The 26,243-nt window shown below is 61.8% G+C and carries 19 protein-coding genes and 2 tRNA genes; 13 read left to right on the forward strand and 8 right to left on the reverse strand.

Annotated features, from left to right (window positions below):
- Positions 1–54: 54 nt before the first annotated feature.
- Positions 55–414: an arsenate reductase family protein gene (locus I1969_RS09005; RefSeq protein WP_195234690.1), complete on the forward strand. Its 360-nt coding sequence runs from the start codon at positions 55–57 to the stop codon at positions 412–414.
- Positions 415–634: 220 nt separating this feature from the next.
- Here I1969_RS09005 and I1969_RS09010 read toward each other — a convergent pair whose 3' ends face one another.
- Positions 635–1,045, reverse strand: coding sequence for a hypothetical protein (locus tag I1969_RS09010; protein WP_138375124.1), 411 nt, complete (start codon positions 1,043–1,045; stop codon positions 635–637).
- 276 nt (positions 1,046–1,321) lie between these two features.
- Here I1969_RS09010 and I1969_RS09015 point away from each other — a divergent pair.
- From I1969_RS09015 to I1969_RS09040, 6 genes are all read left to right on the forward strand, one after another.
- Positions 1,322–1,395 (forward strand) — tRNA-Gln (locus tag I1969_RS09015).
- A 17-nt stretch (positions 1,396–1,412) separates the two neighbouring features.
- A tRNA-Glu gene (locus I1969_RS09020) sits at positions 1,413–1,489 on the forward strand.
- Positions 1,490–1,586: 97 nt separating this feature from the next.
- The gene (locus I1969_RS09025; protein ID WP_195234692.1) at positions 1,587–2,504 is read left to right on the forward strand and encodes a tetratricopeptide repeat protein; all 918 of its coding nucleotides are present in this window, start codon (positions 1,587–1,589) and stop codon (positions 2,502–2,504) included.
- Positions 2,494–2,964, forward strand: coding sequence for an SsrA-binding protein SmpB (smpB, locus tag I1969_RS09030; RefSeq protein ID WP_006235325.1), 471 nt, complete (start codon positions 2,494–2,496; stop codon positions 2,962–2,964). The genes I1969_RS09025 and smpB overlap by 11 nt, the downstream gene beginning before the upstream one ends.
- 204 nt (positions 2,965–3,168) lie before the next feature.
- Positions 3,169–3,672 (forward strand): flavin reductase family protein, encoded by a 504-nt coding sequence (locus I1969_RS09035; RefSeq protein WP_195234694.1) that lies wholly within the window; start codon positions 3,169–3,171, stop codon positions 3,670–3,672.
- A gap of 88 nt (positions 3,673–3,760) precedes the next feature.
- Positions 3,761–3,904, forward strand: coding sequence for a rubredoxin-like domain-containing protein (locus I1969_RS09040; protein ID WP_035137395.1), 144 nt, complete (start codon positions 3,761–3,763; stop codon positions 3,902–3,904).
- A 151-nt stretch (positions 3,905–4,055) separates the two neighbouring features.
- Here the strand turns inward: I1969_RS09040 and I1969_RS09045 are convergent, their stop codons facing one another.
- Positions 4,056–5,312: an Nramp family divalent metal transporter gene (locus tag I1969_RS09045; protein WP_195234696.1), complete on the reverse strand. Its 1,257-nt coding sequence runs from the start codon at positions 5,310–5,312 to the stop codon at positions 4,056–4,058.
- Positions 5,313–5,674: 362 nt separating this feature from the next.
- On the opposite strand from I1969_RS09045, the gene gltB reads away from it, so the two are divergent.
- The 4 genes from gltB to I1969_RS09065 all read left to right on the forward strand — a co-directional run bounded on the left by gltB (position 5,675) and on the right by I1969_RS09065 (position 14,537).
- On the forward strand, positions 5,675–10,372 hold the full coding sequence (gene gltB / locus I1969_RS09050; protein ID WP_195234698.1) for a glutamate synthase large subunit: 4,698 nt from the start codon (positions 5,675–5,677) through the stop codon (positions 10,370–10,372).
- Between the two features lie 5 nt (positions 10,373–10,377).
- Positions 10,378–11,859 carry a glutamate synthase subunit beta gene (locus I1969_RS09055; protein WP_195234700.1) on the forward strand — a complete coding sequence of 494 codons (1,482 nt, stop codon included), beginning with the start codon at positions 10,378–10,380 and terminating at the stop codon, positions 11,857–11,859.
- Positions 11,860–12,213: 354 nt separating this feature from the next.
- Positions 12,214–12,921 carry a hypothetical protein gene (locus tag I1969_RS09060; protein ID WP_195234702.1) on the forward strand — a complete coding sequence of 236 codons (708 nt, stop codon included), beginning with the start codon at positions 12,214–12,216 and terminating at the stop codon, positions 12,919–12,921.
- A gap of 245 nt (positions 12,922–13,166) precedes the next feature.
- On the forward strand, positions 13,167–14,537 hold the full coding sequence (locus I1969_RS09065; RefSeq protein ID WP_195234704.1) for an amidohydrolase family protein: 1,371 nt from the start codon (positions 13,167–13,169) through the stop codon (positions 14,535–14,537).
- Positions 14,538–14,644: 107 nt separating this feature from the next.
- On the opposite strand, the gene I1969_RS09070 is transcribed toward I1969_RS09065, so the two are convergent.
- From I1969_RS09070 to I1969_RS11275, 6 genes are all read right to left on the reverse strand, one after another.
- On the reverse strand, positions 14,645–15,118 hold the full coding sequence (locus I1969_RS09070) for a hypothetical protein (protein WP_195234706.1): 474 nt from the start codon (positions 15,116–15,118) through the stop codon (positions 14,645–14,647).
- A 112-nt stretch (positions 15,119–15,230) separates the two neighbouring features.
- Positions 15,231–15,503, reverse strand: a complete 273-nt coding sequence (locus tag I1969_RS09075) for a metal-sensing transcriptional repressor (RefSeq protein WP_035137388.1) — start codon at positions 15,501–15,503, stop codon at positions 15,231–15,233.
- A 132-nt stretch (positions 15,504–15,635) separates the two neighbouring features.
- Entirely contained in the window at positions 15,636–15,857 is a 222-nt protein-coding gene (locus I1969_RS09080) for a heavy-metal-associated domain-containing protein (RefSeq protein ID WP_195234708.1), read from the reverse strand.
- 147 nt (positions 15,858–16,004) lie between these two features.
- Positions 16,005–18,344, reverse strand: a complete 2,340-nt coding sequence (locus I1969_RS09085; protein WP_195234710.1) for a heavy metal translocating P-type ATPase — start codon at positions 18,342–18,344, stop codon at positions 16,005–16,007.
- A gap of 251 nt (positions 18,345–18,595) precedes the next feature.
- Positions 18,596–20,680: a protein kinase domain-containing protein gene (locus tag I1969_RS09090; RefSeq protein ID WP_195234712.1), complete on the reverse strand. Its 2,085-nt coding sequence runs from the start codon at positions 20,678–20,680 to the stop codon at positions 18,596–18,598.
- Positions 20,681–20,851: 171 nt separating this feature from the next.
- A complete protein-coding gene (locus tag I1969_RS11275; protein ID WP_195234714.1) occupies positions 20,852–21,814 on the reverse strand; it encodes an FHA domain-containing protein in 963 nt (320 codons plus the stop codon).
- A gap of 507 nt (positions 21,815–22,321) precedes the next feature.
- Between I1969_RS11275 and I1969_RS09100 the strand changes: the two genes are divergently transcribed.
- Together I1969_RS09100 and I1969_RS09105 are read left to right on the forward strand one after the other, a co-directional pair.
- A complete protein-coding gene (locus I1969_RS09100; RefSeq protein ID WP_195234716.1) occupies positions 22,322–24,580 on the forward strand; it encodes a DEAD/DEAH box helicase in 2,259 nt (752 codons plus the stop codon).
- Between the two features lie 680 nt (positions 24,581–25,260).
- Positions 25,261–25,962, forward strand: coding sequence for a 4Fe-4S dicluster domain-containing protein (locus I1969_RS09105; protein WP_271745515.1), 702 nt, complete (start codon positions 25,261–25,263; stop codon positions 25,960–25,962).
- Positions 25,963–26,243: the final 281 nt, after the last annotated feature.

Raw genomic sequence — 26,243 nt, forward strand, 5'->3', positions numbered from 1 at the left:
GGTCGTCGATGTGCAGTTTTCCAGACACCTGTTTTCTCTAAGAAAGGAAATCCCATGGCGGTATTGTTTGTTGAATATCCCAAGTGCTCGACCTGTAAGAAGGCCAAGGCATGGCTGGACGAACATGGGGTAGAGTATATCGATCGCGATATCGTTTTGGACAATCCCACGGCTGATGAGCTTGCGACCTGGATTGCTCGTTCGGGGCTGCCGGTGCGGCGCTTCTTTAATTCGTCGGGCATGAAATATCGAGAGCTGGGCCTGAAGGCGCGTCTGGATGCGGGCATGACGGATCAGGAGTGCTACGAGCTGCTGGCGACCGACGGCATGCTGGTCAAGCGTCCGCTGCTGGTGGGCGACGACTTTGCGATTCCTGGGTTTAAGGAAGCGACCTGGACCGAGGTGCTGCTGTAGTGGCTGCGGAAAGTGCGTCCCGTTTTGAGCTCGGATTCCGGGACGCAGTTTCCGGTTGAAGGGGCTAGCGGAAACCGTATCCCAGTTTGAGCGCGAAATCTGGGATACGGTTTCCGTTTGAGGCCTCTAGGGGAAAGCGCGTCCCGTTCTGGACGTAAATTCCGGGATGAGCTTTCCGGTTGGCGGGCATGCGCACTATCCCGGCTGGCGGGCATATGCGCTAATCCTCAAGCTGTGCCCATTCGTGCGGATCGTAGACCTTTACGTGCTTGTTGGGCTTGCCGCTCCAGTACTCCTCGTCCATAAAGGGCAGATATGCCTGAATGCCGGGGCAGATAAAGGGAATCCGCTGCTGTTGCAGTCGCTCGCGCTGGCGCTGCTCCAGGTGCGCCTCGGATATGACGGTCGGCATGCCGGACAGCTCGACGAGGCTTGCCTGGATTCGCTTAAGGTCGGGGAGTCCCGCGTGCCATGACATCCGCATGATTAAAAAGGATGCACGGCGGTATTTTGCCTGCACCACAGTAATGGCGGGGCGTAACGTGGGGTGAATTTTGTCCCGTTCGGGCCAAAGGTCGGCAGTGATCTCGAGGCCCAGGGTCTCCCATAGGTAATCAAGCTCTTCGTCCATGGCGCCTCGATATCTACGCGATCATTGATACTTCGATTGTGTTGCCTGGTGCTATCGTTTTCACGGTAGAATCTGCCAACGGTTGACGGCTACCGCTCACGGCGTTTTGCCCTTCGTGTACAGCGGTTGGCTTCACAGGTCCTTCACGGGTTGGACTAAATTAGGCCAATTTGACTGAATTTCAAAAAAGTCAAAATTGGGGCTTGCGTCACGGCGAGACTTCCCGTATATTTCTTTCTTGCGCAAAGGCACAGCCGAGCGCAGCGATGCAGTCATTGGGATGTCGTCTAATGGCAGGACAGCGGATTCTGGTTCCGTCAATGGGGGTTCGACTCCCTCCATCCCAGCCATTGCATTTGCTACATATGGCCCGTTCGTCTAGCGGTTTAGGACGCCGCCCTCTCAAGGCGGAGATCACCAGTTCGAATCTGGTACGGGCTACCAAAATTGAACGCCCGGGCCTCGTAAGAGACCCGGGTTTTGTGTATTGACCGATGTTTAAGGCGCGCGTTGAGTCTGCCACCCGGACCGAGGAGTTGTCATGGACCTGCCCATCAGCTTGCAAGACATCACATATGCCGAGAACTATCTGGCGCAGGGCGACCTGGCTACGGCGACGCCGCTGCTGGAGCGCCTGGTGGAGCTCGCCGAGGAGTATATCGACGCCGAGTGCAAGACGGAGGAGAAGCGCCAATACTTCAGCTTCGATAGCAAGTTTGAGCGCTTGGCCTATCGCCGCGTGGAGAAGGATCCGCGCGAGCTCGTGCAGGTTGAGGTGCCGTTTGACCGCCTGTACTCTGACATGGCGTTTGCCTACATTCGCCAGCAGGATTATGTGAGCGCTCGTAATGCCTTGATGCAGGCTGTGCGTTGGGACCCCATGAACTGCAACTATCGCTTGGATTTGGCCGAGCTGTTCCGCGCTCTCGAGGATAAGCAGGAGTGGGCTTCGCTTTCGTTTTCGGTGCTGGAGCGCGCGAGCGATGGCAAGTGCGCCGCCCGCGCTTACGCCAATCTGGGTCAGTACTTCTTGGAGCCCGAGACCGAGAACATTTCGGCTGCCGTGGGCTGCGCACGTCTGGCGCTGCGCCTGGCGCCCAACGATGCGCATACGACGCGCCTGCTCAACAAGATCCATACTACCTATCCGGATGCCGCCGAGGAGAGCGACGAGCACGTGATGGGTGAACTGGCCCTGCAGGGCGTTCCGACCTCACCTTCGGCCGAGATTGCCATCTGCCTGATTATGTGCGCGACCGATGCTGCAAGCGACGGCGACAAACAGGAGGCGACGCGCCTGACGGTGCGCGCCCGCGACCTGGTGGGCGAGGAGGCCTGCGCGGCGATTATCAAGCTGGTGCGCGAGAGCGATGCTGAGCTCAATGCCGAGCGCAAGGCAAAGCGCGAGGCTGCGGGCTCAAACGCCGATGGCGCCAAGGAGGCCGGCGATGCCCAGTAAGCGCGAGCGCAAGCTCATTTCCAAGAATCGCTCGGCACATCACGAGTACTTTATCGATGAGACATTTGAGTGTGGCATTGAACTGAGCGGCACCGAGGTCAAGTCGATTCGCGAGCGCGCCTGCCAGATAACCGATACCTTCGCGCTGATCCGCGGCGGGGAGTGCTGGCTCGTCGGCCTGCATATCCACCCTTATAGCCATGGTGGCGTGTGGAATCGCGATCCCGACCGTCGGCGTCGTCTGCTGCTGCACCGCAAGGAGATCGACTTTCTTGACGGCAAACTTCGCAACCGTGGTTATGCGCTGGTTCCGTTGGAGCTCTACTTTAATACCGACGGCCGCGTAAAGCTGCTGCTGGGTCTGGGTCGCGGCAAGAAGCTCTACGACAAGCGCGAGGACATGGCCAAGCGTGATGTCCAACGCGAGATCGACCGCGCCCTTAAGGAACGCAACCGCTAGGCACTCTGTAAGTTGCGGTGGAATACGGACTGTTTTGCCTGTTTGAGGGGCTATTCAGTCCCTATTTCACCGCAACTGCGGGCGTCTCATCTTTCTTACTGTTCTGACACATATGTCTCAAAGGCGGCGTCCGTTATGGGTGCCGCCTTTTTTGTGGGTACATACATTCATGAGGTTCCAACTCGAGCTAGGGGAGTGATCGTTATGGACAAAACTGCGTTCTTTACCATGCCGAGCGGTCTGTACGTGGTGAGCGCTGCGGCAGACGGGCTGCGCGCCGGCTGCGTCATCAACACTGCGGTGCAGGTGACGTCCATGCCGCCGCGTATTTCGGTTGCCGTGAACAAGGACAATGTCACCTCGGGCATCATCGCATCGGCCAAAGCGTTCGCGCTGACCGTGATCGATCAGACGGCCGACATGCTCTACATCGGTAACTTTGGGTTCCGCACCAGCAGCGATTATGACAAGTTTGCCAAATACGAGACCCGCGAGACGGCTCTGGGCATGCCCTATGTGCCCGAGCACGCGGCGGCCCTGTTTAGCTGCCGTTTGATCGACACTGTGGATGTGGGCACGCATCTGCTGTTTATTGGCGAGGTCGAGGATGCCGAGCGCCTGAGCGACGAGATGCCGCTGACGTACGACTACTATCACAAGGTGCTAAAGGGCAAGACGCCGCCCAAAGCCTCGTCGTATCAAGGCTAGAAATGTTCTAAAAATACTTGCATTATGTTATTGAGAATATATACTAATAAGTAAGTACACCAGCAGTCACGTTCGAGAGGAGAACATCATGGCTGAGGAAAAGAAGACGTATAAGTTTGTGTGCACCGTTTGCGGTTACGAGGTTGAGGTCGACACGCCCGAGCTGCCCGAGGATTACGTGTGCCCGGTGTGCGGCGTCGGTCCCGATCAGTTTGAGCTCGTCGAGGAGTAACTCGCAGGCACACGGCGAAAGCCGAACATAGCTCTGTCCAAGGGTCCCGGTCGAATTCTCGGCCGGGACCCTTTTGATTTATCTGACGGTTTAAAACGGTCTCACGTGTTACAGATTAAGACGTTATATCTGGACAGTCACGCCATCTCAATTACATTCCCGTTAGCAGCACGATGTCGAGAATCGTCACGATGACGCCGATCCCTACGAGCAGCGCGTTGAGCGGGCGCGAGTTGGCGTATTTGCCCATGACGCGGCGCGAACTGGTGAGTCGTATGAGCACAAAGACCGTAATCGGCAACTGAAGCGACAACAATGCCTGACTCCAGACGAGACCTTCAAAAGGATTTGGGACGACCAGGCACGCCGCCACTGCGCCGGCGAAACATGCCGCCACCCCAATCGAGGAATGTCGGTCGCGGATGTCGTATTCCTCGTCGAACATGCCCGCGGTGATGGTGCCTGCCGCCATGCCTGCCGTCACACTACTCGAGAGGCCCGCAAACAGCAGCGCCACCGCAAAGATTGTCGAGCTTGCTGGGCCCAGAATGGGGGAGAGCGTGTCCGCTGCGACGGCGAGGTCGTCTACGACAATGCCGTGCGCAAAGAAGGTCGTTGCGGCCAGGATGACCATGGCCGAGTTGATTGCCCAGCCCACGCCCATCGAAAAGAGCGTGTCGAAGAGCTCATAGCGCAGGCGCTCTTCGATAACCTGCTCGCCTTGGCCTTCGAAGTGCATGGATTGGATGACCTCGGAGTGTAGAAAGAGGTTGTGGGGCATAACGACCGCACCCAGGACACTCACGATAATCGCGGCAGAGCCAGTGGGCATACTGGGCGTGATCCAGCTTGCGGCGGCTTGCGGCCAGTCGACCTTGACTAGTGCAAGCTCGGCCAAAAACGAGAGTCCTACCACGCCTACGAAGGCGATGATCCAGCGTTCGGCACGCTTGTAGGAGTTCGTCATGAGCATCGCCATCGATACTGCCGCCACGATGACGCAGCCCGCACGCACGGGCAGCCCAAAGAGCATTTGAAGGGCAATCGCGCCACCCAGGACTTCGGCCATGGCGGTGGCGATGGTCGCGAGATAGGCACTGGCGAGCACCGTGCGTCCAACGAAGCGGGGGAGGTAACGTGTCGTGGCCTCGGCAAGACAGGCGCCCGTGGCGATACCCAGGTGCGCCGCATTGTGCTGCAGCACAATGAGCATAATCGTGGACAGTGTGACGATCCACAGCAGCGCGTAGCCAAACTGCGAGCCCGCGGCCATATTGGAGGCCCAGTTGCCCGGGTCGATAAAGCCGACGGTCACGAGCAGCCCGGGGCCGATGAGCCGCGCAATGTCTAGGCCTCCGTGACCACCGGTGCGTCGGCAGCTAAAGTGTTGTTTGAGATGGTTGAGCATGGTGAGCTCCTGCGTGCCGTTTGTTTGACGCCGCAAAGGATACCCGTTTTAGGCTCAAAAGTTAACCAAGACTAACAAAATTGTTGTATTTGAATAGGATGGTGAAAGGGGATTGCTGAAATGTCTTGATCTGTAACAACTAGGGATGGAAATTGGATCTTACTGTTACAGATTGAGATGTTTGAAGTGGTGAGTTTACAGGTCGAACTTGGGGCCCTTGTCGTTGTCCTTGAGGTCGGCGGTGTCCACTCGTAGGGCGTGCGTTACGCGATTGTTTCGAAACGGGCGGGAAACACAACGGGCCGGCGATGCTCCTAGTATGCCTATTCAACTGACTGTCTAACACCAAGGGGAGGATCGCGATGCAGGCAGATTCCGCTCAGCAGCAGGGCCTTTATCGCCCCGAATTCGACCACGATGCATGTGGCATCGGCGCGCTTGCCGATATCAACGGCGAGCGCCATCACCAGATTCTGGACGACGCACTGTCCATTCTGGTCAACTTGGAGCACCGCGGCGGTACGGGACTCGAGAAGAACACCGGCGACGGCGCCGGCATCCTGTTCCAGGTTCCGCATCACTTTTTCCGTAAAGAGGCCCAAAAGTGCGGCCAGATTCTGCCGGCAGAGGGCGACTATGGCGTGGCCATGCTGTTCTTCCCGCAGGACGACAAGGGCGTAGAGGATGCCCGCCGCGTGTTTGAGGAGGGCTGCGCCGAAGCCGGCGTGCCGCTGCTCTTCTGGCGCGAGGTGCCGGTCGACCCGCACGACCTGGGCGAGACGGCCCGCGCCTGCATGCCTACTATCCTGCAGGCTTTCCTGGGCCGTCCGGACGACACGCCCGCCGGCGATGCCTTTGAGCGTCGCCTGTACGTGTGCCGCCGCACCATCGAAAAGAAGGCCGACGCTGAGTTCGCCCTGCGCGACAAGATCTTCTATGTGTGCTCCATGAGCTCGCGCACCATCGTGTACAAGGGCATGCTTGTGGCCACGCAGATGCGCCGTTTCTTCATCGACCTCAACGACGCCGCCGTCAAAACGGCCGTGGCGCTCGTCCACTCGCGCTACTCCACCAACACCACGCCCAGCTGGGAGCGCGCACATCCCAACCGCTTTATCATCCACAACGGCGAGATCAATACCCTCAAGGGCAACGTCAACTGGATTCGCGCCCGCGAACCCAACCTGTACAGCCCCGTGCTGCAGCACGATCTTGAGCGCGTGATGCCCATCATCAACCGCGAGGGCTCCGACTCCGCGATTCTGGACAATGTGCTTGAGTTTTTGGTCATGAACGGCCGTCCGCTCACGCGTGCCGCGTCCATGCTGCTGCCCGAGCCGTGGGACCACAACGACAGCCTGAGCGAGGAGCGCCGCGCCTACGACGCCTACCAGTCCATGCTCATGGAGCCCTGGGACGGCCCGGCCGCCATCGCCTTTACCGACGGCCGTACCCTGGGTGCTGCCCTCGACCGCAACGGCCTGCGTCCCGCCCGCTACTATGTGACGCGCGACGGTCGCTTTATGCTGGCAAGCGAGGTGGGCACCATCGAGGTGAGCCCCGAGAACATCCTGACGAGCGGCTGTCTGGGGCCGGGCCAGATGCTCGAGGTCGATTTTGCCCGCGGTCGCGTGATCTACAACGATGAGCTGCGCGCCCGTTACGCTAAGGAAAAGCCCTACCGCGACTGGATCGCCGAGGAGACGCTGACCGTCGACGCGCTCGACAAGCCCGTCGCGCCCACGCCCGCCGAGGATACCGAGGTGCCCGCCGCCGTGCGCATGGCCAAGCTCGGGTATCACTGGGATGATGTTGACGAGGTCGTGCGCCCCATGGCCCAGCAGGGCAAGGCCCCGCTCGCCTCGATGGGCATCGACGCGCCGCTGGCCTGCCTGTCCAAGAAGACGCGCTCGTTCTTTGACTACTTCTATCAGCTGTTCGCTCAGGTCACGAACCCGCCGATCGACGCCCTACGCGAGCATATGGTCACCTCGACCACGCTCTACCTGGGCAACCACGGCAACCTGCTCGAGGACTCCCGCACGGCCTGCCAGCTGGTGCGTCTGGAGCGTCCGCTGCTCAACGAGGAGGAGTTCGAGCGTATCTGCGCCATCGACCGCGTGGGCTTTAAGACCCGTCGCTTCCGTGCCGTCTACCGCCGCGATGCCGGCGAGGGCGCGCTGCAGGCTGCACTCAAACAGCTCGCAGAGGACGTTGAGGCTGCGGTCCGCGACGGCGTGAACATCGTGGTGTTGAGCGATCGCGCCGAAGCGGGCGAGGTGCCCGTGCCGTCGCTGCTTGCCGTGGGCTGCGTGCACAACCATCTGATCCGCGCTGGCGTGCGCACCTTTGCCGATATCGTGGTGGAGTGCGGCGACGCCGTGTCCCCGCACGACTTTGCGGCACTGGTGGGCTACTCCGCGAGCGGCATCTATCCGTACAACGCACATGCGTGCATCCGCGATCTGGCGGCACGCGGCGACCTGGACGTGACGGCCGAGCAGGGCATCGCCAACTACAATAAGGCTGCGACTGCCGGCATTGTCTCCATCATGTCAAAGATGGGCATCTCCACGGTGCAGAGCTACCATTCGGCGCAGATCTTTGAGGCCGTGGGCTTTACGCCGGAGTTCGTCAACGCGTACTTTGCCGGTACGGTGAGCCGTGTGGGCGGTATGGGTATCGAGGACGTCGAGCGCGAGCAAAACGAGCGCTACGACGCCGCGCTCGCTATCCTCAAGAGCCCGGCTCCCGATCAGCTGCCCACGCTGGGTCTGACCAAGTGGCGCCCGCTCGGCGGCGAGGATCACCTTATCGACCCGCAGACCGTCTACCTGCTGCAGACCGCCTGCCGCGAGGACAGCTACGACACCTTTAAGGAGTACAGCGCCCGCCTGCACCGCACCGGCCGTGCCGTGCGCCTGCGCGACCTGCTGGACTTTGATGCCGGCGGCCGCACCCCGGTGGCACTCGACGAGGTGGAGCCCGCGCTCAACATCGTCCGCCGCTTTAACACCGGCGCCATGTCGTACGGCTCCATCAGCAAGGAAGCACACGAGTGCATGGCCATCGCCATGAACCGCCTGCACGGCCGTTCCAACTCGGGCGAGGGCGGCGAGGACCCGCGTCGCGAGACCCCGCTGGCTAACGGTGACTCCAAGAATTCCGCCATCAAGCAGGTGGCAAGCGCGCGCTTTGGCGTGACGAGCCGCTACCTGTGCAGCGCCTTCGAGATTCAGATCAAGATGGCCCAGGGCGCCAAGCCCGGCGAGGGCGGCCACCTGCCCGGCAAGAAGGTCTACCCCTGGATCGCCGAGGTCCGTCAGTCCACGCCCGGCATCGGCCTGATCTCGCCTCCGCCGCACCACGACATCTACTCCATCGAGGACCTGGCGGAGCTTATCTTCGATCTTAAGAACGCCAACCCCGGCGCACGCGTGTCGGTCAAGCTGGTCAGCGAGGCCGGCGTCGGCACCATCGCCACCGGTGTGGCCAAGGGTGCCGCCGACAAGATCTTGATCAGCGGCCACAACGGCGGCTCCGGTGCTGCGGCGCGCGATTCGATCTGGCACGCCGGTCTGCCGCTGGAGCTTGGCCTTGCCGAGGCCCAGCAGACGCTGCTGCAAAACGGCCTGCGCTCACGCGTGGTGCTCGAGGCCGATGGCAAGCTCATGGACGGCACCGATGTTGCCGTCGCCTGCCTGCTGGGTGCCGAGGAGTTTGGCTTTGCGACCATGCCGCTCATCTCCATGGGCTGCCTCATGCAGCGCGACTGTCAGCAGGACACCTGCCCGGCCGGCATCGCCACGCAGAACTGCCGTCTGCGTCACGGCTTCCGCGGCAAGCCCGAGCACGTTGAGCACTTTATGCTCTTTGCGGCCGAGCAGCTGCGCGAGGTCATGGCACGCCTGGGCTTCCGCACCATCGACGAGATGGTCGGCCATCCCGAGTGCCTGCGCCAGATTGAGGTGCCGGGCAACCGCAAGGCCAACCTGCTCGATCTGTCGCCCGTGCTGGCGAGCGCGACCTGTGAGTTTGGTGCCCACATCCCGGGTGCCGACGGCCGTCACTTCCTGCCCCAGATGGCTGCGGACAGCGAGCTCGGCAAGACGCTCGACTCTACGCTGTTTGTCCCCTATACGGCCGATGCCCGTGCGCACCTGCGTCCGATTCGTTTCCATGCCGACATCGCCAACGTCAACCGTTGCGTTGGCACCATCTTGGGCAATGCGGTGACCAAGGCACATCCCGAGGGCCTGCCCGCCGGCTCCATCACCATCGATTGCGATGGCTCGGCCGGTCAGAGCTTTGGCGCCTTCCTGCCGCGCGGCGTGACGCTCAACGTGTGCGGCGACGCCAACGACTACTTTGGTAAGGGCCTTTCGGGCGGCGAGGTCTCCGTGCGCCCCAACCCGCGTGCAACCTACAAGTTCGACGAGAACATCATCGTGGGCAACGTTGCGTTCTTTGGCGCCACGAGCGGCCGCGGCTTCATTAACGGCCTGGCTGGTCAGCGCTTTGGCGCGCGCAACTCCGGCGCCACCGTGGTGGTCGAGGGCTGCGGCAACCACGGCTGCGAGTACATGACGGGTGGCCTGGCGCTTATCTTGGGCGAAGTCGGTCAGAACTTCGCCGCCGGCATGACGGGCGGCGTGGCCTATGTTTATGACCAGTACGGCACGCTCGATGCCCGCGTGAACCGCGAGAGCGTTGAGCTCAAGGCCCCGACGGCCGACGAGCTGGCACAGATTCGCGCGCTCATCCAGGAGCACGTGGACGCAACGCAGAGCCCACGCGGCATCAAGCTGCTCTACAGCTTTGAGACGATGAGCAAGCACTTTGTGAAGGTCATTCCGACCGAGTACGAGCGCGTGCTGGCGATTGTCGCTGGGGCCGAGGCCGTGGGCAAGACACATGCGCAGGCAGAGGAGCTGGCGTTTGACATTGTGACCGGTCGTGCGAGTGCCGCGGATGTCGCTCGCTTCGATGTGGCGGGTGGTGCTGCGGGTGCTGCGCCCACCGCCTCCAGCTCTGTTGCTTCGACCAAGAAGGAGGCGTAAGTGCCATGGGTAAGCCCGGTGCTTTTCTTGATATCGATCGCGTGACCCATGAGCTGCGCCCCGTGGAGGAGCGCAGCCGCGATTTCGATCCGCTGTACGTGGAGCTCGACGACGACGCGCGCCGTGCCCAGGCGAGCCGCTGCATGATGTGCGGTGTGGCGTTTTGCCAGATGGGCGCGAGCTTTGGCAAGGCACGTCCGAGCGGCTGTCCGCTGCACAACCTGATTCCCGAGTGGAACGAGCTGGTGTACCGCGGCCGTTGGGACGAGGCTGCCGAGCGTCTGTCGCTCACCTCGCCCATGCCCGAGTTCACGAGTCGCGTGTGCCCGGCGCTGTGCGAGGCCGCGTGCAACCTGGGCTCGGTCGATGGCCAGCCCACGACGATCCATGACAACGAGCGCGCGATTAGCGACCATGAGTGGGCCAACGGCGGTCCGCACCGCTTTGAGCCGGTAGGGGAGGGTGCACCCACGGTTGCCGTGGTGGGCTCCGGTCCCGCTGGTCTGGTGGCAGCATGGGAGCTTGCGCGTCGTGGCGCCCGCGTGACGGTGTTTGAGCGCGACGACCGCCCGGGCGGTCTGCTCATGTACGGCATTCCCAACATGAAGCTCGAGAAGTCCGTGGTCGAGCGTCGCGTGGCGCTCATGCGCGAGCTGGGTATTGTGTTCGAGCTGGGTGCTGACGTTACGAACCCTGCGGTGGCGGCCAAGCTCAATGGCTTTGACGCCGTCGTGGTGGCTGCCGGCGCCCGTGCTCCGCATGGGCTTTCGGCTGCGAACATTGATGCCCCGGGCGTGGTGTATGCCGTGGACTACCTGACGGCTTCGACCGTCTCGGTGCTCGATGGCGGCGAGCCTGCCATCGATGCGCACGGCCTGGACGTTGTGGTCATTGGCGGCGGCGATACCGGTAACGACTGCGTGGGCACCGCGGTACGTCAGGGTGCGCGCAGCGTGCGCCAGTTTGAGTTCTTGCCGGCTGCGCCCGATAAGCGCGCGGCAAGCAACCCCTGGCCGCAGTGGCCCAACGTTAAGAAGACCGACTACGGCCAGCAGGAGGCCATCGCTGCCATGGGCGGCGAGATGCGCGCTTGGGGTGTGGATACGCTCGAGGTACTGTTGGACAAGAAGGGCGCGGCCGCGGGCCTGCGCGTGGTCGATCTGGATTGGTCGGCTGGCAAGCCCGAGCGCATCGCGGGCTCCGAGCACGAGGTGCCGGCCCAGCTGGTGCTCATCGCCTGCGGCTTTACGGGTCCCGAGCATGGCGTGTTCGACGCCGTTGGCGTGCCTGTTGCCATCGCTGGTCGTCCGCTGCCGGTGATGGCTGCCGAGGGCTCGCACCTTGCGGCCCGTGTCGACGGCGTCGCCGCGGATGCCGCGCCGGTGTATGTGGCGGGTGATGCTCGCAACGGCAGCTCGCTCGTGGTAAACGCCATGGCCGATGCCCTGGCCTGCGCAGCCGAAGTCGCCGATGCGCTGGAGCTGTAACGTAGTCATTTAAGAACGTCCCCAATGACTAGTCATTTTTTTGTCTAGTCGTTGGGGACACTCTTTGCGAGCGATTTGCTCGTTTGTTGACGTACGGGTGTTCATTTGTCGACTTCTTGAGCTGTGGTCACCTGCTGTTTCTGTGGTGGCAGCGGGCATCTGGCTCAAAATGGCGGGTCAGCTGTCTATATCTACCTGCCGTTTCTTTGCGGTGCGCATTTTCGGTCAAGCATCCCGTCAAGTGTTTGGTCGGCAGTTGGTTTGCAGCCGGAGGCCTATTTTGTCCGTGCTGACAGTGGCTGCCCACCCTCCTCGTAAGCTCAAATTGAGGTTCATCAGTTTGAGGAGGATGCCGTGACTGACCACGTTTTAGACCGAGCGCAGCTAGCCGAAGCCGTCGGCAACGATATTGCCGACATGGCCCATTTTTGGATGCTGCGGAAGTTCCAGTTTTTGGAGCCGGCGCGCGAACAGTTCGAGATCATTGTCGACCCGTGGCTCAGCTATTGCACCGAGCCTTCGCAAAACGAAATCATGGCCTACAACATGGCATTTACCGATTGGCTGCTCTTCGAGCGCCCCTATCGCCATGGCAAGACGCTGCTCGAGCTGTATGTTGAAGAGCCGCCGACATCGCTTTCGCCTGCCGCGCTCAAGCGGCTCGAGCAGGTACGCGACACGCAGTATTTCTCGCGCTTTGGCATTTTGGACAAGGATCCTGCGACTGGTATGGTCGCGCTGAAGGACACGCGCGCCGACCGTCGCTTTGATGTCTACGACCCGCATATCGTGCAAAAGGAGCATTGGAGCGACGGAGCGATTGCGGTGCGCCTCGCCTGCGTCGACGATGTCTGGCTGACGGCGGGACAGCTCTATCTGTACGACATCGCGCGCCTGAGTGACACGGCAGTCGATGGGCCGGGTGCGGTGCATCCGGAGGACCTGCAGGATGGCTTTGACACCTCGTGCATCAGTTTCTTCTTGCGCCTGGTCCGCGACATCATGGGCGCCCAGGGGCGCTACGTAAAGTCGCTCAACATCTACGAGCAGGAGTGGGAGTAGGGGATGTGGCTGGTGTCGCCCTGCTGCCCTGACTTTGTCTCAATCTGTAACGTTTGGCGGCTGTTTGGGCCCGTAACTGTTACAGATCGAGACATTCCCCTGATGTTGCTGGGGTGGGGCTGCAACGTATTCCGTCCCCCCCCACATCCCCTCTTCCCTCCGTTAACCGATATGTCCGCAGCAATCCTGCCGCGCTGGATAATAATGGACAGATGTTCAAGTTTTCTGAGGGGGAGGAGCTCGATATGGCGTCTGCCGATCGTTCTACGTTGTTTATCAATGCGACCATTCTGGATGGTTCGGAGCATATGGAGCCGCAACCCGATATGGCCGTGGCCGTTGAGCGCGGTGTCATCACATGGATGGGGCCGAGTGCTGTGGCGCAGGCGCCCGCGGGTGCCGAGGTTATCGACCTGGGTGGTGCGTATCTCATGCCCGGTCTCATCAATATGCACGTGCACCTGTGCGGCTCGGGCAAGCCTGTCTCGGCCGGCGATGCGGGCGCGCTGATGAAGAAGCTCGATAATCCCGTGGGCCGCACCATCGTCCGCCGCATCCTCAAAGGCAGTGCCCAGCAGCAGCTAGCAAGCGGCGTGACCACGGTGCGCGGCGCGGGCGACCCGCTGTTTGCCGATCTGGCCGTGCGCGATGCTATCGATGCCGGCAAGTATCAGGGTCCTCGCCTGGTGGCGCCGGGAACGGGCATCACGGTGCCGGGCGGCCATGGTGCGGGCCTGTTCGCCCAGGTGGCCAACAGCCCCGCCGAGGCAGCCGAACAGGTGCGCGACCTGTATGCGCGTGGTGCCGACGTCATTAAGCTGTTCGTGACGGGCGGCGTGTTCGATGCGACCGAGGTGGGCGAGCCGGGCGTGCTGCGTATGCCAGTGGAGGTTGCCGCGGCGGCATGCAAGGCGGCGCACGATATGGGCCTTCCGGTTATGGCCCATGTCGAGAGTACCGAGGGCGTGAAGGCCGCGCTTGAGGCCGGCGTTGACACGATTGAGCACGGCGCTCCGTTGACACCCGAAATCTTGGAGCTGTACCGTGGCGCCGCGGGCACGCAGCTCGAGGGGCGTGCTCCGAGTGTGACCTGCACTATCAGCCCGGCGCTGCCGTTTGTATTGCTCGACCCGGAAAAGACCCATTCTACCGATACGCAAAAGAAGAACGGCGACATCGTGTGCTCGGGCATCATCGAGAGCGCCCGTGCCGCACTGGAAGCTGGCGTTAAGGTGGGCCTTGGCACGGACTCAAGCTGCCCGTTCGTGACGCAGTATGACATGTGGCGCGAGGTCGCCTATTTTGCCAAGTATGTCGACGTGAGCAACGCCTTCGCACTGCATACAGCCACGCAGGTTAATGCCGAGCTGCTGGGGCTGGGCGGCGATACTGGCGCGATCGAGTGCGGCAAGGCTGCCGATATCTTGGTAACGCGCGAGAATCCTCTCGATAATCTGTGCGCTCTGCGTGAGCCGATACATGTGATGTGTCGCGGTGATCTGGTACGCAAGCTCAAGGTGAAGCGTATTCCCGAGGTGGACGCCGAGCTCGACGCGATTATGGCCATGCCGGCTGAGGCGCTGGCCGAGGAGCTTGCCCGCGACGGCGTGGCGTAAGCGCGCGATATGGCGATGCGAAAAAGGGACAATCCTTTTGTCATAATCAGAAAAAGCCGAGGTCCCGGTGCGAGGCCTCGGCTTTTATTTGTCCTATGGTGTAGCGGCTATGAGCGCGTCTCCATCTTGGCGTGGCACTTGGGGCAGGTGACGCGAATCTTGCCCTTGCCCTTGGGGACGGAGAGCATCTGGCCGCAGTTGGGGCACTTGAGGTATGCCGTGGTCTTGCGACCCTTCCACATCTTCTTGGCTGTGCGCTTGGCGCGCTCAAAGTCTTCCTTGCTCGTTCCGGCTGCGCGTGAGGTGCTGGCCGCTGCGGCGCCGGCGCCCAAGCTGGCGACAAACTTGCCCAAGCCGGGAACATTGGCGGTCGCGGCGACAAAGGCCTCGTTCTCCTTGTGACGTGCGTCGATATTTTTGGACAGGCCGCGCAGCACGCCAATCACGATTACGGCGATGGCAATCCAGCTGAGCCACTGGATGCGAGCTATCGATCCGATCATGGCGATGATAATGCCTGCGAAGCCCATCACGATGGTGAGTTCGTCAGCGCCATTGCGGCCCTTCATAAAGTCATTCATGCAAATTGCCTTTCATTCGATATGCCGCACGCCTTTATACCCGATTTAGAGCAAGGGGGACAGGTTAATCTGCACCAATGTGGTGCAAACGTACCTGTCCCCAATGCCCCAATTACTTGGAGAGTTTGTCGACGACGCGTTCGATTTCGGCGAGTTTGGCGGCTTTGAGGTCTTCGTCGCCCGATTCGATTGCCGAAGTCACGCAGCCCTCGATATGCGCCTTGAGCACGTCGGCGTTAATGCGCGCGAGGAGCGCCTGTGTTGCCATGAGCTGCGTGGAGATGTCGACGCAATAGCGGTCCTCATCGACCATCCGCAAGATGCCGTCGATCTGGCCGCGTGCCGTTTTGAGCATGCGGGTCACCGATTTGTGGTCTGCCATCATGGCGGGTCCTCGTTTCTGGTCGATCTTCCGGATGTCCCCGTCAGTTGCGGTGAAATACGGACTGTTTAAGGGCCTAGGGCGGCTCAACAGTCCGTATTTCACCGCAACTTCTGAGGGGGCAGGTGGCGCCTGCTACGCGGCGGTTACGGACAGGGCATGGAATTTCTCGCCGGCGCCCTCGACAGCGGCGGCGAGCTGCTCGGGGGTCACGGTGTCGGCGCACTCCACCTGGACGGTCTGAGTCTCGTGGTCGGCGTCGGCGTCGGTTACGCCCGCAACGTTGAGCAGCGCGGTCTCGACGGTGGCGTCGCAGTGGCCGCACATAAGGCCGGAAGTCTTAATTGTGAAACGCATGGGTATTCCTCTCTGTTGTGTCGGCTTTCCCAGGCACCCGACCTTGACCTTCAAACCGTCGCTCGCGTACCAAAGTACGCGTCGCTCCTCTTTCAGGTCAATCTCGGGCACTTGGAAAACCCGTTCTAAATGGACTTAATGGTGAGCCTATTTTGCCACTTTTGGCTTAAAGGATTTTAAGCGCAGCGCATTGCTTACGACGCACACGCTCGACAGGCTCATGGCCGCGGCGCCAAACATCGGCGAGAGTTGCCATCCGGTGAGCGGGAAGAACACGCCCGCCGCCAGCGGAATGCCGATGCCGTTGTAGAACAGTGCCCAGAACAGGTCCTGCTTGATGTTGCGGATCGTGGCGCGCGAAAGCTCGATGGCGCGGGCGACGTCCATGAGGTCGCTGCGCATGAGCACCACATCTGCCCCTTCTTTGGCGATGTCGGCGCCGGTGCCGATGGCAAGGCCCACGTCGGCGCGCGCCAGGGCGGGGGAGTCATTGATGCCGTCGCCCACCATGGCGACCTTGCCGCCCGCATCCTGCAGTTCGCGCACGTGGCGTTCCTTGTCGGCGGGGAGAACGTCGGCGATGACCTGTTCGCTGCTCAGCCCCACGCGGCGGGCGATCGCTTCGGCGGTGACGCGGTTGTCGCCGGTGAGCATGCGCACGTCGACGCCAAGCGAGCGCAGTGCGGCGATGGCCCCGGCGCTCGTCTCCTTGACCTCGTCAGCCACGGCAACGGTGCCGGCAAGCTCGCCGTTCTTGGCAAAGAACAGCGGCGTCTTGCCCTCGGCGGCAAATTGCTCGGCAAGACCCGCGGGCACGGTAACGCCCAACTCGTTCATCAGGCGTACGTTGCCGGCTGCAATGGCGTTTTGCCCCTCGCGCGCCGTAACGCCGCGACCGGGCACGGCGGCAAAGTCCTCGACCATGCGTGCGACGATCCCGCGTGTCTCGCACTCGGCCATAATCGCCTCGGCCAGCGGGTGCTCGCTCGAGCGCTCCAACGCGGCGGCCAGCTTGAGCAGCGCCTTTTCGCTCATGGCGGGCGAGCCGTCGGCGCGCGTGGCTACCACGATATCGGTCACGGCAGGCTTACCGCGGGTGACGGTGCCCGTCTTGTCGAGCACCACGGTGCCCACGCTGCGCAGGTTCTCCAGCGCCTCGGCGCTCTTAAACAGAATGCCCATCTCGGCGCCCTTGCCGGTGCCGACCATAATGGCGACGGGCGTGGCCAGGCCCAGCGCGCACGGGCAGCTGATCACCAGCACAGCGACGGCGGAGGTGAGCGCTTCGTTGACGCTTTCGGTCAGTGCCATCCACACCAAGAAGGTCACGGCCGAGATCACGAACACCACGGGCACAAACACGCCGGCGACCTTGTCGGCCAGTCGAGCAATGGGCGCCTTGGTGGCGTTGGCGTCCTCGACGAGCTGGACAATCTTGGCGAGCGACGTGTCGGCGCCCACGCGTGTGGCGCGGAAGGTAAACGAGCCGGTGCGGTTGACAGTGGCGGCGTTGACGGTGTCGCCGGCGGTCTTTTCCACGGGGATGGACTCGCCGGTCAGCGCGCTCTCGTCCACGGCCGAGCTGCCCTCGAGCACCACGCCATCGACGGGGATGGACTCGCCGGGGCGCACGCGCAGGACCTGGCCGGGAAGGATACTGTCGACGTCGACGGTGGCCTCGCTGCCGTCCTCTGCCACGACGGTCGCGGTCTTGGGCGCCAGGTCGATCAGCGCCTCGATGGTGCCGCCGGTCTTGGACTTGCTGCGCGTCTCGAGGTATTTGCCCACGGTGACCAGCGACAGGATCGTGCCCGCACTCTCAAAATACAGATTGTCCATGCCCGTCATCATGGTCTCGTGGACCTGACCCGCGGCTAATTGGTCGGCCATGATGAACATGGCGTAGAGCGACCAGGCGATGGAGGCGGTGGCGCCCACGGCAATAAGGGCGTCCATAGTAGGCGCGCCGTGCGCGAGTGATTTAAACCCGTTGATAAAGTACGCGTCGTTGACGTAGACGATGGGAATGAGCAGGACGAGCTCGGTGAGCGCGAGCGTCATGCTGTGGGTGTGGTCGGTGAAGATGCCGGGCAGCGGCCAGCCGAGCATGTGCCCCATGCCTATGTAGAACAGTGGGACAAGGAATACGATCGAGACGATGAGGCGGGTGCGCATGGCAGAGGCGGCGGCCTCCAACTTTTTGGTCGGCGACTCCATATGGGTGACGCCAGACCTGGCCTGCGAGCTGCCGCTTTGGACAGCGTCGGTGCCCGTGCTGATGGGCGAGGCCGAGTAGCCAGCGCGATCGACAGCGGTGCAGATATCGTCGGGGGAGACCTGCGCAGGGTCGTAGTCCACCAGCATAGAGCCGGCGAGCAGATTGACCGCGACGCTCTCGACGCCGTCGAGCTTGCTGACGGCACGGTCCACGTGCGCTTGGCACGCGGCGCACGTCATGCCGCCCACGTCAAACTTATCTTGAGCCATGGCTTCTCCTTTCTGTGACGTAGTGTCGGAAATGTTAACCTGCCGATACTATACACCCATACCCCCTGGGGGTGTCCAGTACAGAAAGAAATGTATGAGATTTCGTTACAGATGAGGATGGATGGTTGGCCGATGGACCGTCCCAACCAATCATCTCAATCTGTAACATCTAGCAGGGAAAATGACCTCTAACTGTTACAGATCGAGACAATTGCCGGGGAGGGGTCCCGTTGCGGCAAGACGCTCGCCGCCTAGATACAGAACCCGGGGATCACACAGGTTAGCTTGTTTGGCTTTTCCGCAGGCGTTGCGTACGTAAAGACGTCGCCGTCGTGTCCCACGCGGTTCATATAGAGCGTGCCTTCGCTCTCCGATGTGTCGGGGCTCACCGTGCGCTCCCACCAGCAGGTGTCCTTGCCCTTCCACTGGCGGACCATCGTCTCGTTCGTGGAATACGGGCTTACCTTGAGCTCGCGGAAGAGCTGATACTCCTTGCCCTCGCCGTTGTAGATGTCTGCCAGGTAGTGATAGTCCTCGGTAAACGAATCGGGCGGTTGCGTACCGCACAGCTCGACCATGGCGGGCAGCCAAAGGGTTGCGGGCAACTCGCTCAGGCACGATGCGCTGTTGGCGGCGCCCACATTGTTCGAGACCTTCTTGACACCTTTAATGAGCGCGCGCAACTCGTTGGGCAGCAGCTTAAGGCCGTCGCCGTTGAGCCACTCCCGCAGCTCGCAATCTGCCCAGCCGGCGCTCGGCGGTTCAGCCGCAGCGTTGCGCTCGGCAATACCCGCGTCGAACATAAACGTCAACCCGGCCTTGCCCGTCCCGTCCAGAAGCTCATCGTGGCGGATGCCCACAAGCTGCGCGCCAACCTGCAGCCCGTTGGTGAGCGTGATACGCTTGGTACACGGATAGGGGATATGCCCATCGGCATCGAGCAGGTGATAGCGCTTGGCAATCTCGCGTGCCTCGCTACGGGTCTCGGCGGCCTTAATCTTGAGCGAAATCTCCTGCAGCTGATCCCAAGTGTAGTCGTCAAGCGAACCGCGGATGCCGTCCAGGTAGTCGGGGATGCCAAAGCCATGGGTCGCCGCCCCAATGACGCTGAGCCCCGCAACGGCTGCAACGACGCCACCGATAATAAAGCGGCGGCGGGTCATGGCATCGTGCCGGGCCTGCTCCAGGATCTCTCGCGCGCGCTCGCCGGCGACGTCGACCTTAAGGTGCGTGCTAGAATCGATATCAATCGCGGCCTCGTCTCCTGTGCCTTCGCGGCCCTCGGATTCGGCATCGGTGAGGTATGCCGAGAGCACCTCGAGCATCTGCTGCTCGGTGGGACGATCGCACTGCTCGACTGAGAGACCCTTCATGATGATTTGGACGAGCGCTTCATCGCCCTCGCAGCGCGGCTCGAGCGGCGCCGGCTTGGTCTTGGTCTTTACGAGATAGAACGAGCCGGTTGCAGCGGCGTCCGTCGACTCAAAGTCAAACGGTTTGCGACCGCTGTAGAGCTGGTACAGAATGCTCGAAAGCGCATAGACGTCGATCGCGGGCGAACGGCGAAGGGCCGCGATGCCTTCGATATCCTGCGTGAGCATCTCGGGCGCGGCGTATGCGGGTGTGGCAAAGCGCCAGATGTCGGCGCGCCGGGTGATCGTGTCGTCGCCGAGAGCCATGGTCGCGGAGCCCATGTCGATGAGGCAGGGGTCAAAGGAACAATCGGCAATCTGCTGCTCGAGTGTTCGGCTGGTGGTGCGGAACATGATATTGGCAGGCGATAGGTCGCGATAGATGACCGGATTCACGAGGCCTTGGGTCATCAAGAGCGCACGAAGCACGGCGTTTCCGACGGCGGCGACCATCTGGGTGGTCAGCCCGCCCGAGGCGTCGTGCGGAAGCAGGGGCAGCGCCTGCTTGAGCGAGGTGCCCTCGACCCACTCCATGAGGATGAGAGGGTCATCCTCGCACGATCCGTAGCCATAGACGCGCGGAAATCCGCGCAGGTGCGAGACGGTACACAGATGACGGTACTCCTCGAACAGCGCGGCGGTGCTGGCCAGGTGCGCTGCCGATTGCTCGGCGGAGCGGTCGGGGGCTTGGCCGGAAAGGATGGCATTGTCCTTGAGTAGCTTGACGGCAAAGACCTCGCCGCTCGTGTTGGTCGCGCGCAGCACGTGCCCGATGTTGCCGTTGTTGCGGTGGGCCGTCTGGAGAATAAGCGTCATAAACCGACGCTTGGCGTCGTCCTCGGCGCTGGGGTCGACCGCCACGGCGGTATCGAACGTATCGAGACGGACGAGTTTGTCGCCATAGGCGCTATCGGTAGTATCCATGGCGTTCCTTTGTCTGGCATGGGTTGCCGCACGTTTACGCGAGCAGTGCGGATATCGGTAAAGTACCATGATAGCCGCACTGCCCACGTATACCGCTGAGCATTGTCGTTTACGACGCAGAAGGTAGAAGACGAAAGACGGACGGCGACCGTCTTTCGATCGCCGTCCGCGCTAGTCCACAATGACAAGGAATGTCGTGTAGAGACCCAGATGGAGCCTGTCGCTGTTTTCGATTTCCACTGGGGGATAGATCTTGCCGGGCTCGCGTAGGTCGCGCGGCGGCTCGATTACGATATCGCCGTCGCCCGCGCTCGATTCGAGCACCGTGCCGTTGGTCGATCCAAGGCCCTGGGCGTACCAGTGCTCACCCTCAAGCCAAATGCGAAGATGTTCGCGCGATGCGTCGGCGCCCACATCGGTGATGCTGGGCGAGGTTTTGGGCAAGGATCCAATTACCGTGCCACGCGGATCGCGTGTGAGGGGATGGATTTGCATGTCGACGCAGTTGTCGGCATGTGTCCTGAGCAGACCGAGGTTGGGAGCGACGGCGTGCGGCTGATCCAGACTGCCCATAAAGCCACGTCCGACGGTAGTTTCGGTGGTGCCAAAGTGCCCACCCGTCTTGCTGTCGCAAAAGCGCTCGACGGTGGCCACGCCCTGAACGGGATCGGCGAGCGCCCCCGTTGCCACAAAGAGCATAAGGTAAAGCGTGCTTTTCTCACGCACGGCATTGCCGTCAAAGTTGTCGATGCGATTGAGGGCATTTGCATATAGGCGGCTGTCCAGCTTGTAGCTGGCGAGAGCCGACATCATTTCGTTGGCGGCCGGACCGCGATAGTGCTCGGCGATTGCCCGATAGGCGGACTCGCCGCCGCCGAGCTTGCTGCAGATTGCCGCGGAAAGGTTGAGCGTGGTGACGGTAAAGTCGCTGTAGATGGCGGGCGCGCACTGGTCAGGCTTGCGATGGACGATGTAACGGGTGAGATACGAGCGGTTGGAAGAGCATTTCTCGAGCAGGGTACTGCCGAGATAAGAGTTTCCATTGATGAGCATTCGGGCGATCTCGAGTTGTTTAAGACCGCCGAACGAGCGGATATCGTTATAGAGGACCGAGCAAGGCGTCTCTGCTGCCACGGATACCTCCTTTGATTGCTTCCTAGCCAATATGGCGATAGGAATTAATGGCTCCCGGTGGGCGACGTATTAAATGGCTGCGCAATATACAGCGTAACCAAAGCAACATTATAGGCCACATGTTCGAAATTGCAGGAAGACTGAGAGATTTGGTTTGGACTGGACGGAAATCCCCCTCTGTCTTGTTCTGTAACATTTGGACCCGGTTTTGCCCTGCATCTGTTACAGATTGAGACAATCGGCCAGGCCCGCCCCGTCCGCCTCGTCATCTGTGGTTTACGTGGGGGCATACGGAGTGCGGGTATACTAACCGGCGGCGAATCTGCTCCATCGCTTAGAGCTGCTGCGTCTGGACGGCGCGTGATAGGGCTGCCAAAGCGATCGCCAGCGTGCTGAGCAACGTCCTCTCTGTGCGCACCTGTTTTTGTATGTATTAGCGCACTACCAAGCACGCCCGCGCGGCCGCATGCCGTGCCCATTGCGCGTGCAGATAAGGAACAACAACATATGCGTAATTCTGTATCCGACGTCACGGACGCCGAGATTCTGGACGAGGCCCGCGAGGCCATGACCCAGGCTGCCTTCGATGCCGCCGATGAGGCCAATGCTGCCCAGACCGTCGAGTCCGCTACCGAGAGCCTGCCCGCCTTTGACGAGCTGGGCCTTTCGGACGAGATGCTTCGTGCTATCGAGAACCTAGGCTACACGGCGCCCACGCCTGTCCAGGCTGGCTCGATCCCCGTGGTGCTCGAGGGCCGCGACCTGCTTGCCGCTGCTCAGACCGGCACCGGCAAGACGGCCGCCTTCTTGCTGCCGACCATGAACAACCTGGAGCACATCGCTCCGCCCAAGCCCGTGCGCGAGCGTGGCGGTCGCAACCGCCGTCGCGGCGCCAAGAAGCCCGAGGGCAACGGTCGCGGTCCCTTGATGCTCGTCATCACCCCCACGCGCGAGCTTGCCCAGCAGATCGACGAGGTCGCGAGCAAGATTGCCGACGTCACTGGCCATGTCGCCGTGACCGTCGTGGGCGGCGTGAGCTACAAGCCGCAGACCGCGGCGCTCAAGTACGGCTGTGACATCCTGGTCGCTACGCCGGGCCGTCTGGTTGACCTGATCGAGCAGGGCGCCTGCCACCTGGACGAGGTCAAGGTGCTGGTGCTGGACGAGGCCGACCGCATGCTCGACATGGGCTTTTTGCCCGCCGTCCGCCGCATTGTGCGCGAGACGCCGGCCGAGCGTCAGACGCTGCTGTTCTCGGCCACGCTCGACGAGGAGGCCGTGGGCGAGATCACCGACCTGGTGAGCGACCCGGCACGCGTGGAGATCGCGCCCGCCACGTCGACCGCCGACACCGTCGACCAGTTTGTATTCCCGGTGTCCATCGAGGCCAAGAACAATCTGCTGCCCGAGTTCCTCAAGAAGGAGGGCCCGGAGCGCACCATCGTCTTTATGCGCACCAAGCACCGCGCCGACAGCTGCTGCCGTCGTCTGGAGCGCAAGGGCATCAAGGCCGCCGCGATTCACGGCAACCGCAGCCAGGCTCAGCGCGAGCGTGCCCTTTCGGCCTTCCGCGACGGTACCGTCGACGTGTTGGTGGCAACCGACGTGCTCGCCCGCGGCATCGACATCAGCGACGTGCGCTACGTCGTGAACTTTGACGTGCCGGCCGAGCCGACCGACTACATCCACCGTATTGGCCGTACGGGCCGCGCCGGCGAGCTGGGCTGGGCCATCACGTTTGTGACCGAGCAGGATGTCGATGAGTTCTACGAGATCGAGAAGCTCATGGACAAGACCGCCGACATCTACGAGGCCGGCGACCTGCATGTGGGCCCCAATCCGCCCGCGGTTGACCCCGAGCGCGATCCTGCGGCCTTTAAGGTGAAGAAGAAGACCAAGCGCGGCAAGTCCAAGAGCAAGAAGAAGCTTGAGCAGGCGCGTCGCGACGGCAAACGCAACGGCGACGATTACGGTGATGTGGCCGGTCGTTCCAACCGCGGTCGAGACGAGCGTCGCGGCGACGGTGAGCGTCCGAGCCGTCCCAAGCGCGGCGGCAAGACCCGCGTGCGCGAGGGCGTTCAGGCTCGCGTGGACGAGGCTGTGGAGAGCGTGGCCCGCGAGGTGGCTGCCGAGGAGCGCGGCGGTGCTGGTGTCGTTGAGCAGGCCCCGCGCGGCAACCGTGCCGAGCGCCGTGCCAAGCAGTTCCAGGGCGAGGCGCATCGCCGTCGCCGCGAGGACGAGGACCGCGGCGGTCGTCGCCGTGTTGAGCGCGAGGACGAGGGCCGTGGCTCGCGTGGCGGCAAGCGTGGTTCGGGCGATCGTCGTCGTTCCGGTCGCGATGGCGAGCGCGGCGGCCGTGATGAGCGCCGTGGCGGCGAGGGCCGCGGTTCGCGTGGCGAGCGTGGTACTCGCGGCGGAGAGTCCCGTGGCGGCAAGCGCTTTGATGAGCGCGGTGGCCGTGGCGGCGAGCATCGCGAGGGCACTCGTGGCAATGGCAGCCGCAGCGGTGCTGGCCGCTCTAACGAGTCGCGCGATCGCCGCGATCCGCGTGCCAGCCGCGATCGTCGCGATGACTGGCGCAACTACGACGATACCCGCGAGGAGCGTCGTGGCGGCTATCGTGGCGGGCGTGGCGGCAACCAGGCCGGCTCCCGCGGCGGCCGTGCCGGTGGTCGCGATAATCGTGGTAGCTATGGCAATAGTCGTGGCGGCAAGCGCGGCGGCAGCTCCCGTCGCCCCGGTGACGGCGGCGGCAAGCGCAAGTAACATACGCATCGCCCGCTAGAGCGAGGTGAACCAAGGGCCCCGAGCAACTACGCTCGGGGCCCTTTTTGTTTGCCGTATCCGATCGCTAGTTCAAATGTGATTTCCTCGGGAATGCATCTAGAGGATGCCGTGGGCCTGTTTCCTACCATGCGGCAATGGGTCCCATGGGGTGCGCCGTGCATTTTTTGGAGTATTCTGCAGTTCGAGTTGTCTGCATATGATTTGACGTCGCCAACGGTGGCTTTCGGATATCCCTAGCGAGCGTTCTGAGTCAGATTTCGTCGTTTTCCGGAGCAGGGGCGCGTCATTCTCGCCATGTCGGAACCCAAAATGACGCAGCGCCCTAAAGGTTTGCCCGCTCGGGGTATTGCTGGCGCGGTCACGTTGCAGAATACTCCGTTTTTTGCACGGGCCAGGATGGGGTACCTCGGGAGAACACGGCGGTATCCCGTAAATATATACAATCTGTACCGTAATTTATACAAAACGAAGAGGCAGACAGCGTAGGGTGGGTGCATTGGGGTGCTTGGTGCACCAAAACGGGGATCCCATGCGCCGTATACTCTGGCTGGATGTGAAAGCGGCTTGACGCGTTGCCAGGCGTAGGGGAGGGTGCCTCGATGAGCGTATTCGAAATTGTGTTTAGTCCGACGGGTGGAACGCGGAAGGTGTCTGGCCTTGTGGCCGGGGCACTGGGCAAGAATACCGTTACCGTCGATCTGGCCGATAGCGGGCTAGATTTCAGCGCTGTCTCGATGACTGAGGACGACGTGGCCGTAATCTCTGTGCCGGCGTATGCCGGTAGAATCCCGGCTGTGGTGGCTGACCGGTTGGGCATGGTGCGCGGCAACGGGGCTCGGGCTGTTTTGGTTTGCGTATACGGAAACCGCGCGTTTGAGGACACGCTCGTAGAGCTGGAGGACGTTGCGAAGCGCGCCGTATTTAGGGTTGTTGCAGCGGTTTCTGCTATTGCTGAGCATTCCGTTGCTCGTCAGTTTGCTGCTGGGCGACCGGATGCGCAGGATGCGGCGCAGCTCGCAGAGTTTGCGCAGCAAATTCAGCAAAAGCTGTTGGCTGAGGATGCGTCCGGGCCCTCTATCCCCGGCAATCGTCCTTATAAACAAGCCGGAGGTCACCGCATGGCACCCGAGGCAACAGAGGATTGTGTCTCCTGCGGTGCATGCGCCGCGGCGTGCCCCGTTTGCGCTATCGACAAGAGTGACCCCAAACGAGCAGCTGGCGAGGCGTGCATCTCCTGCATGCGCTGCATCGCCGTATGTCCGCGAGGTGCTCGCAAGCTTGATTCCAACAAACTATCCGCTGTTTCCCAGATGCTGAGCAAGGTTTGCGTCGCGCGGAAGGAATGCGAGCTCTTCATCTAGCGCAAGTGAGATTGGTGCAAACAAACCTGGCCCTTTTGCACCAAAAACGATCCGTTTTCCTCCGTTCCCAAGGGATCATGTGATCCGAAGGAGACGGAGGAAAACGGATCAAAAAGGAAAAATAGTAAGGCGCTCTTTTTCACATTGAATATTGCAATTTGGTAACGCGTTTTATCAAATATGGCATTTATCTGCGGTAATGTTCTATTTCACCGCTGAGGGTGACATTTTATACCGCCTGCCGAACCGTATGGAGACCTCACAACTTTTTAGGTCAGTGT

The organism is Collinsella aerofaciens (genome assembly GCF_015548375.1).
Classification (GTDB): Bacteria; Actinomycetota; Coriobacteriia; order Coriobacteriales; family Coriobacteriaceae; genus Collinsella; species Collinsella aerofaciens_AB.